This window comes from Crenothrix polyspora (assembly GCF_900163755.1).
GTDB classification, from domain to species: Bacteria; Pseudomonadota; Gammaproteobacteria; order Methylococcales; family Methylomonadaceae; genus Crenothrix; species Crenothrix polyspora.
On sequence record NZ_FUKI01000059.1, the window covers coordinates 1 to 7,753 of the forward strand.

Genomic DNA, 7,753 nt, shown 5'->3' on the forward strand with positions numbered 1-7,753 from the left:
CTCGTCCAGTCAGTAGTTTAATTTAACTCTAAACTGTGTCCAAGATTATTAGACCATAACACCTGGTCACCTCAGCTGGTTTTAGCATTTCCGTCGCCAGTGAATGGATTGAAAATCCTGAAGGGGGGGAATATGACAAGCAAGACTGCGAACGTAAGACTTTCGTGCGCTTGGCAGATAAACTGAAAAAGCTTTACCCGCGCTTACGAATATTGATACTCGCCGATGCGTTATACCCTTATGAAGGATTTTTTAACATTTGTAAGGCCAACCAATGGTCTTACTGCGTCTCTTTTAAGAATGGCAACCTGCCCAGTGTCTGGCAAGAAGCCTTGGCATTGCAGTTATTGCAAAGCCAGAACACGCGTAAAGACATTTGCTATCGCCCTGACGGTAACACGGCAACCCAAGTCTTCCATTGGATTACCGACATTGATTATAAAGGACATAATCTCAATTGGTTAGAATGCCAGGAAACCATTACACCGACCAAGCCGGATGCCTCAGATACGGAATCTACAACCACGCGATTTGTGCATATCACCGATTTGCCCGTCCATGCCGGTAATGTGGCCGATACCAGCAGGACGGGGCGGTTGCGCTGGAAAATTGAGAACGAAGGCTTCAATACGCTGAAAAATGGCGGCTATGGCATGGAACACCAGTATGCCAGAAAAAGTTACTGTGCCCTTAAAAATTACTTCCAATTCATGCAGATGGCGCACATTATCCATCAACTGATGACTTTGAACACACGTTTTCAGGAGGCCTTCATGAAGGGAAAAAATCATCCAACCTTGAAAGACCTTTGGAAGAAGCTTGCCGGCGCTATGGAATGGGCTGAATTGGATGATGAGCTGCTGGAAAATATGGCGGGTGTTCGCAGGCAGTTTCGGTTTGCCACTTGATGGATACAGGGGATTTCTCACCCCAAATTTGAGATTAACCTGCATGCACCTTGGAGACGTTAGTCGCTAAAACTACTTGATAATCGAAATTCTGCGAACTCTAGTACACCAAATTGGAAGTCAACAGGATTTTAATTTAGCTTTATGCTGTACACAATCAGCATTTCATTCATGATTTGAAGATTTTTATTATCCTGTTTTTATACGATTTGATGTACTAGCAACACAGAGCGGATGGCGTGTGCTCGGAATAAAAAGCTAGGCTCCCGTCACGCTGAGTTTTCGTTATGCTCTGAATCCTTGATTTTTGAACCATCAATGGACAGGAGTCTCTTGCCCCAGAATTTTTTAAAATCCTGGTCTTGATAGACCACGTCAACGATTGCCTTCTGGTTCAATTCAATGAATGCAGTGTGTTTCAATTTATACCGTGCCTGTGAATAAGCGCTTGCAGTGACTTCTTCCATCCCTAAACTGATGACTGTTTCATTGACAATACACTGTAGCGACTTGGTGGTTTTCCTCAATATCATGATGAGGACTAATGCAAATGGCAGGCATCGAATACGCGTGAACATCGTTGCTGCTTTCCGATTCCGATTTTTGAAATCTTCATTTTCAATTAGAATTCGACTTATTTCTATTACCTGCATTTTTTTTAGGCATTTGATAAATTTAAACATCTTGCCTGATTTTTGAGTTTTATTCTTAACTTAATGGCAGTGGCGTATACCGTAGGCAGCCTGCAAAGAAAATCTCAAATGGATGTGCTGCTGGAGTTTATCAAGACAATACTGGAGCACCAAAATCCAACGGATAAACTCAAGGAATTAGCGGAACTGATTGGCGATGTTTTCCAGTTGATGCCTTCTGGTAAACATATGGTTGGGCGAGATTTAGGCCGCATGCAACCAACGGCTTCCCTACAGTGCAGAACTGCGGGCTGATTTTCGATGGTTTAAATTTAAAAACTTGAAGATCGAGTAAGTACGCCTCGCGCTACTTAGGAGCGTTTGCTTATCGCTTCAACCGCTGGTTCAGACTCGACCAGTTGCCCAAACGGCTGCTTGATGCTTGCATCGGTACCGGATCTTGCCCAGCGGCTTGGCTTCGCTCAGCTGAAGCATCTTGCTAATCAGGAAACGTTATGCCTTTTGTGTCTGTAGCTCTACAGTCTCGCAAATATTTCCTTTGCAACTTGTAAATCAATAAATATGTACTAAGCTTATTTTAGTCACTCATAAAGGCGTTAGGCTAATTATTACCCCTTAATTGTTAGGCAATATCTTCGCCAATATGATAAGCGACAAAAACTCAGGCGCTTGTTTTAATTGATGCCTTATCATCATATTTTTGACTAAGGTATTTACTTTAACCCAACATTACCGGCCTAGTCCACTCACCAATAGAGCTGTCCATCACCCATAAATATTTTATAAATTAAATCAATGCGCTACTTGTTTTTAAAGCAAATAACAATGAAAATCATAGAGTTAAATTACGTTTTTTGCTGAAAAAACGTGAAATCCATAATCAAACTGGAACAATCAATCAGTCTTTCTTAGTTTGAGCTGGGTACTCCTCTGGAAAATGCAAAAAATTGCTTGATTTTCAATCAGTAATTATTTGATTTTAAATGAAAAAAAACTGTGGATAATGGACAGACCAATAGAGGAAATAACATGGATATAAACCTTCAACGTTTTGCACCATTATATTTAAGTACGTTGTTGCTAGCATCTTTTTGCGGCACTGTACAAGCGGAAATTTATAATTGTAAAGCGAATCCAACGTGGTTCTCTTCACCCAGTATGCCCACTGAAGTCGCTAAAAACGGGAAAGATGGCAGCTCAAATTTTTGTGATTTTTATCAATTCTCCTGGCAAGCCTTTGCTTATTTGATGTCTCCTAGCCAAGCAAATCCTGCCATCAAAAACTTTCAAGATACTACGCAGTTTAAAGAGTTAGAAATCAATGCAGATGGCACACCGGCTAATTCGTGTGACGGTATCCAATCAGGTAACACCTTATTTGTTAGGGTAAGCAAATCCCAAGATGCTGGCGCTCCCTTTGTAATTCCTGAACGAATCAACCAAGCGGGTGGTGGCGCAACTATCTATGACCAAAACGGCAATGTCGTTTATTACGATGTTAAATTTAGCAAAAATATGTGTAATGTTTCAGAAATTAAGAAACTTAACAACTTCCCTAACGGCACGACAGAACTAAAAACGGCATGGAAAGTACTTAAGCCAGGTGAAGAAAGCAAATACTTAACCATGAAGACTAACATTGGTAAGGATACCGCACTCACAACACTCGGTATGATTGGCTTTCACCTGGCTATAGCAACTACCGACCACCCTGAATTTGTCTGGGCAACTTTTGAGCATAATACTAACGCCCCTGATTGCAACACGCCAGCAACAACGGCGGGTTGGTCATTTGCGAGTTCGCAATGTGCTACGGCACTTGAAAACAAAGATAATTTAGGCGTTGTTCAGTGTCAGTTTAATAATGCCAAAAAACAAACAGATCCCACAAAAGTAACCGGAACCCCAACCCAAATATGCCGTGAATACGCTTACGGATCAGAAAAAAGTGATTTGAAATATGCAGAGAACGTAGGTGATATCACTTCTCTTAACAGAGATGTCACACAGTATTTAACTGGCCACTATGCCGTCCTTAAAAATTATTTTAATGTCGGGGCGCTATGGGTTAGTGATATTACACAAGACTCCTCCCCACAAAACGGCTCAACGAGTAATCAACGCGGCTCATTACGTTTAGCCAATACAGTGGCTGAGACGGATCATCAAAATGTTGATTTGAATCCGGCAACGAACCAGGGGTTTGCGTCCAACTGTTTTGGTTGCCACGGCTACAGTGGAACAAAATCAATTATGTCCAATAAAAATACTACGTCAGGAGGGTTAAGCCATATTTTTGATGATATTGCTGTCGGTATGGGGCAGTGTTTAGATGTCCAAGCCAGTCAACTTATTAATAATCAATCGGATGCAAAAAATATCTGTCCATCAACCTGTACCAACAGCTCAAGCAAATTAACTTGGAATGGCCAATGGACTAACCAGGGTGTCCCAATGACTGTTTGCGGGTGTTGTGGCAAAAAATAACAAAAAGGATTAAAACATGACATTATCATTACACCCTTCAGTCGGCGTGGCTCGGCTGGGCAACAGTAAAGACCAAATTTGCTTATCGCCCGATGCTATTGGTGGCTTACCTTATGATGCCGACAATAACGGCAACTTAATCGGCCCAATTAACGAATTTAAAGATGCCACCGGCTTAATTAAGCGCCAAGGCCAACCGTTTAAAATCTACCAAGACAATGGTGAAGAATTAACCTTGGATACGCCCAATGTAGCCTCGATCGAGTGGACTGTGCATTTGGCGAATAAAAAGGCGGCGTGGTATCAATACAGCGAATTACAGGGCAATTTGCTGTACGGTCCAGATAACAGCTATGCCATCCAAAATATTGCCTTCCGAAATCCTCATGCAGAAAACCGACAATCATTAATTGTTGATCCAGGCCCACGCAGCATTTCCGGCAAACAACAGGCCATCAGTTTCAGCAAGGCCGATGCACCGACGGGGTACCCCATACAATACCCACCTGAAACAGTCACCTATGGCGTAGCCGTTACCACGCTTGGCGATTTGCTGACCGATAACCAAGGTCGTTTAGTGGTATTGGGCGGTTTCGGTAACGCTGGTGGCAATGAACCATTGACCAGTTACGGCGGCTCCAGCACCTGGCACGATGATATTTCTGATGGCCCGGTTTACTGTACAGTGACCTTTAATGATGGTACGCCAGACATTAACCTGTCTGCATGGGTTATTATTGGGTCACCCGATTTTGCCCCAGAAATTGTTAATATTTCCAACTTAAGCGACACCATGCTTGATGTCGGGGTCAGGAACTTCAATTTGGTGCCGGAGATGTGCAACAACGGCGTTTGGAACGACTGTTATATGGCCAATTATCAGCGCGACATCCTGCCTATCATACAAAAGATAAGTCGTTATCAATGGGTAGCCAATGTGCAACCGATGATGGCTTTCACCAGCAATATTTTTGATTTCTCTGATCCTTCAGACAGCAATAAAGTCAACAGGCAAAATTATCTAGCCTATTTTAGGCAAAATGATGCTCAGCCTCCGGTGCCACCCAACTTGCCACAAGAACAATTGTTCAAGGAAAATGGTTCGGATATCTTCCCGATGATGCCCTTAAACTCCGGCAGTAATTCGGTCAGCAACATCAACATCATGAAATTTATGGCGTTGGATGAAACCCAGCTGTTTTTAATGGGGCAATGGGCTAATGGCTGTTTTGTTAACGATCCTAATTACACGTCTTATCCAGTCAACTCAGCAGATGCTGCCAGTGTCGGTAATTGCGTGGGCTTACCCATGTGTCCTGGGATTGAAGTCACCTGGAACTTGCAAAACCCTGTCATCTATTCAGCGCCCTATGTGATTGAACAATATCAGGGTGAGAGCTGGTATTCACAAAATGGCTTAACGCCTTCGCGGGATGAATGCGAAGGCGGTGGTTGTGAACCCGGTGATTTGACCAAAAGAATGGCCTGTCCTTGGCAGGCGGATTTTTTCCAATGTACCGTTCAGTACATTAACTTCACCGATCCCAGCATTAATAAAATAAAAACACCAAAAGGGTCAGTTCCTCTTCCGCCAACCTATTATTCCTACTGGTGGCCACCGCAAAGTCCTTGGGATGTCTTGGTTGGAGAGTTTAGCGCAAAAGGCCAAGCCGCAACCCATGTGCCTGCCGGACAACAAATGAACTACGCCCGTGGCATCAACAGTTTTGTGCAAATGGTGGAATATTGGTACGCCTTAGGTTTTATCCGTGACAAAAATGTTACCACCAAAGGAATGTATCCTTTTATTGTTGAAACAGAAAGGAATAATGAGCTGTTTACTTATAAGGATGTGCCGGTAGGTCAAATAAGCGCCAATGATGAAGATAATGAAACAACAATACCTGTTTTCTTTATTGAATCATGTAAACATAAAGTGGCTGCCAAAAATGAAAAGGGCGCTTTATTGATGCGGCATCTGGAAGAAAAAGCCTTTAAAGCCATCGATATCCATCCTGATGGCCTTGGGTTGCCGCGCTCTGGCACCAGAAACAGACGCTAAGCCATGGCGCTGCATTTTGATACCGATGTACTGATTGTTGGTGGTGGCCCTGCGGGGGCCGCCACTGCCTTAAGTTTGCTGACTTATTCTGACTTGAATGTCCTGATAATAGAGAATAGCGCTTTTGACACCATTCGAGTGGGGGAACAAGTTAATCCGAGCTTATTTGATTTGCTGACTTATCTTAAGGTCGGAAAAGAGGATTTTGAAGAAGGCAGTTTTGTCCGTGGCTACAACAGTCAGGCGGCGTGGGGCAATAGTGGTATTCATTCAAGGGATTCTATTTTTAGCACCCAAGAAGAGAGCTATCAACTGGATAGGGAAAAGTTTGATTTAATGTTGTTGTCTGAAGCTTCGAAAAGAGGTTCGGATATTATCCCTAGAGCTAAATGTATTGACTTTAAGCAAACGGAAGACAACCATTGGTGCATTAGCGTAAAACACCAAACGGAAGGCGATTTTTCTGTTATAGCCAAATATCTGGTAGATGCCACAGGCAGGTTAAGCAACGTCGGCAGAAAATTAGGCATGACTATTAGACAACATGACCAGTTAATGGCTGTGGGTGCTTTTCTACATTTTGATAACACGACTGTACTCAAGCAAGATATTTTGTTGGAAACCGTGGCAGAAGGTTGGTGGTATTGTGCCACATTGCCTAATCAGGTGATGGTGGCCACCTTATTTACTGATGCCGACATCGTAAAAGAAAAACGCTTACAAAAAGCAGAAAATTGGAACCAGCTTCTGGCCAATACTGTGTATGCAAAAAACAAGGTCAATCAAGCATCAGCTTTTGGTAGCCCCTGGGTAAAAGCGGCTTTTTCAAAAATAACCGATGCTACAACCCGAAAAAACTTTATTGCAGTTGGCGATGCGGCGGCCTCTTTTGATCCCGTGTCGTCTATGGGTATTGGTTTTGCCATCAGTTCAGCGTGCCATGCGGCCAATACTTTGGTGGTTCACAGTAAGGGCGATCTATCCTCAATAGCCCATTATCAACGAAATATCGAAGACATTTTCAGTCATTATTTGACCATCAAGGCACAGTTTTATCGTAAAGAGCAGCGGTGGTCAGATGCGGCTTTTTGGCAAAGACGCAACGTAAGCGTGTAGCAAAACCATCTAAATTTTTTTCATCCCTCCTGGTATCCTCCAGATTTTTTCCGAGGATAACCGATGACACTCCAAAAACATCACATCAGGCACATTAAAAACTGGCAAGCCAGCGGATTGACGCAGGCGGCTTATTGCCAAAAACACAGCCTGCAGCCAAAATCTTTTTCACGCTGGTTCCGGACCTACCAGACCAACGACCCATCAGGGCAACCGGCCCTAATACCTGTCACCATCAAACCCGCTGTAGCCCTCCTGCCAGCAGAGGCTTTGCGGCTGCACCTGGCCAACGGCCAGACATTGGAACTGCCCGGCACCGTTTCCCCCACATGGCTGGCCGAGCTCCTGCAATGCCTGGCCTGTGTAATGGTCAAGTAAATTTGGACACTGCATTAGGCGCTTTTTAAAAATTGTTGTTCAAATTGGTTAGGTGCAGCACTTCCAATAGTTGAATGTATCCTTTTAGCTCACATTGAGCGGCTACCCTCCCGTTAAATTTTGATTTAGACTTAAGTGCCGACTTGTCA

7 protein-coding genes and 1 pseudogene are annotated in these 7,753 nt (G+C 43.5%); 7 read left to right on the forward strand and 1 reads right to left on the reverse strand.

The window, feature by feature from the left end:
- The first annotated feature begins 170 nt into the window (after positions 1 to 170).
- Entirely contained in the window at positions 171 to 908 is a 738-nt protein-coding gene (locus tag CRENPOLYSF2_RS03865) for a hypothetical protein (RefSeq protein ID WP_140396784.1), read from the forward strand.
- Between the two features lie 269 nt (positions 909 to 1,177).
- Here the strand turns inward: CRENPOLYSF2_RS03865 and CRENPOLYSF2_RS18745 are convergent, their stop codons facing one another.
- Complete coding sequence (locus CRENPOLYSF2_RS18745; RefSeq protein WP_176371022.1) at positions 1,178 to 1,441, reverse strand: hypothetical protein; 264 nt, start codon at positions 1,439 to 1,441, stop codon at positions 1,178 to 1,180.
- A gap of 162 nt (positions 1,442 to 1,603) precedes the next feature.
- Here CRENPOLYSF2_RS18745 and CRENPOLYSF2_RS03875 point away from each other — a divergent pair, with 162 nt between their 5' ends.
- The 6 genes and pseudogenes from CRENPOLYSF2_RS03875 to tnpA all read left to right on the forward strand — a co-directional run bounded on the left by CRENPOLYSF2_RS03875 (position 1,604) and on the right by tnpA (position 7,604).
- On the forward strand, positions 1,604 to 1,855 hold the full coding sequence (locus CRENPOLYSF2_RS03875; RefSeq protein ID WP_140396785.1) for a hypothetical protein: 252 nt from the start codon (positions 1,604 to 1,606) through the stop codon (positions 1,853 to 1,855).
- A 35-nt stretch (positions 1,856 to 1,890) separates the two neighbouring features.
- Positions 1,891 to 2,043: pseudogene (locus CRENPOLYSF2_RS18460) on the forward strand (IS1595 family transposase); the annotation flags it as partial.
- Positions 2,044 to 2,590: 547 nt separating this feature from the next.
- Positions 2,591 to 4,048, forward strand: a complete 1,458-nt coding sequence (locus CRENPOLYSF2_RS03880) for a mannan-binding lectin (RefSeq protein WP_087142651.1) — start codon at positions 2,591 to 2,593, stop codon at positions 4,046 to 4,048.
- 16 nt (positions 4,049 to 4,064) lie between these two features.
- On the forward strand, positions 4,065 to 6,110 hold the full coding sequence (gene lodA, locus CRENPOLYSF2_RS03885; protein WP_087142652.1) for a CTQ-dependent lysine 6-oxidase LodA: 2,046 nt from the start codon (positions 4,065 to 4,067) through the stop codon (positions 6,108 to 6,110).
- A 3-nt stretch (positions 6,111 to 6,113) separates the two neighbouring features.
- The gene (gene lodB / locus CRENPOLYSF2_RS03890) at positions 6,114 to 7,226 is read left to right on the forward strand and encodes a lysine-epsilon-oxidase maturase LodB (RefSeq protein ID WP_087142653.1); all 1,113 of its coding nucleotides are present in this window, start codon (positions 6,114 to 6,116) and stop codon (positions 7,224 to 7,226) included.
- A gap of 63 nt (positions 7,227 to 7,289) precedes the next feature.
- Positions 7,290 to 7,604 carry an IS66 family insertion sequence element accessory protein TnpA gene (tnpA, locus tag CRENPOLYSF2_RS03895; RefSeq protein ID WP_087142654.1) on the forward strand — a complete coding sequence of 105 codons (315 nt, stop codon included), beginning with the start codon at positions 7,290 to 7,292 and terminating at the stop codon, positions 7,602 to 7,604.
- Positions 7,605 to 7,753: the final 149 nt, after the last annotated feature.